This is a genomic window from Cetobacterium sp. ZWU0022, assembly GCF_000800875.1.
In the GTDB taxonomy this organism is placed as follows: Bacteria; Fusobacteriota; Fusobacteriia; order Fusobacteriales; family Fusobacteriaceae; genus Cetobacterium_A.
This window is the reverse complement of the sequence record NZ_JRJZ01000045.1, coordinates 1-688: the sequence shown is the minus strand read 5'-3', so window position 1 is coordinate 688 and position 688 is coordinate 1. Positions and strand designations below refer to the sequence as shown.

1 protein-coding gene is annotated in these 688 nt (G+C 28.2%); it reads left to right on the top strand.

Going from position 1 to position 688, the window contains the following annotated elements; all coding sequences use genetic code 11:
* Positions 1-55 precede the first annotated feature (55 nt).
* Positions 56-688: MerR family transcriptional regulator (locus L988_RS05120; RefSeq protein WP_156111923.1), on the top strand; the 633-nt coding region annotated here is incomplete at its 3' end.

Here is a 688-nt window from a genome sequence, read left to right as displayed (position 1 = left end):
TTTATTATAAATCTATACCTTAAGGGAGGAGTCAATAAAAATTTTGGAGGTTCGAATGAAAAATGGTTATAAAATAGGAGAAGTTGCAAAAATGTTTAATATCTCCAATAAAACCTTGCTCCACTATGAACAAATAGAGCTTCTTAAGCCCTATTATATAGATGGAGAAAACGGATATAGATATTATTCATTTCTTCAAATGGCTGAACTTGCGTTTATCATAAGTCTTAAAAATTCAGGATTTACATTAAAAGAGATAAAAAAATATACCGAAAGTCAGACTGCTGAAGCAAGTATAAAGTTCTTAGACGAAAAGAGCAATGAGATTGATATAAAAATAAAAGAATTAGAAAAAACAAAAAAACTTTTATTGGAAAAGAAAAAAGAGTTTCAAGAGATTGAATATTTTTTAGATAAAGATCCATCAATAGGATTGGAAGGACCATTTTTCGGGATTATTAAAGAGGTTTCTTCACCTTATGGTGAAACTGAGATGATAAAAGCTTATAACGAAGTTTTAAAGTCTTTTGAAACTTTGGATTACAATAGTAAAAAATGTCTTGGAATAATAGATGGTAAAGCCTTGAAGACAGGAAAAACTTATAGAATGAAAAAAGTTGGGATACTTATTTCAGAGAACGAAAATGAAAAAAATAATTTACTTTTTAAAAGAAGAGAGTTCGCCACT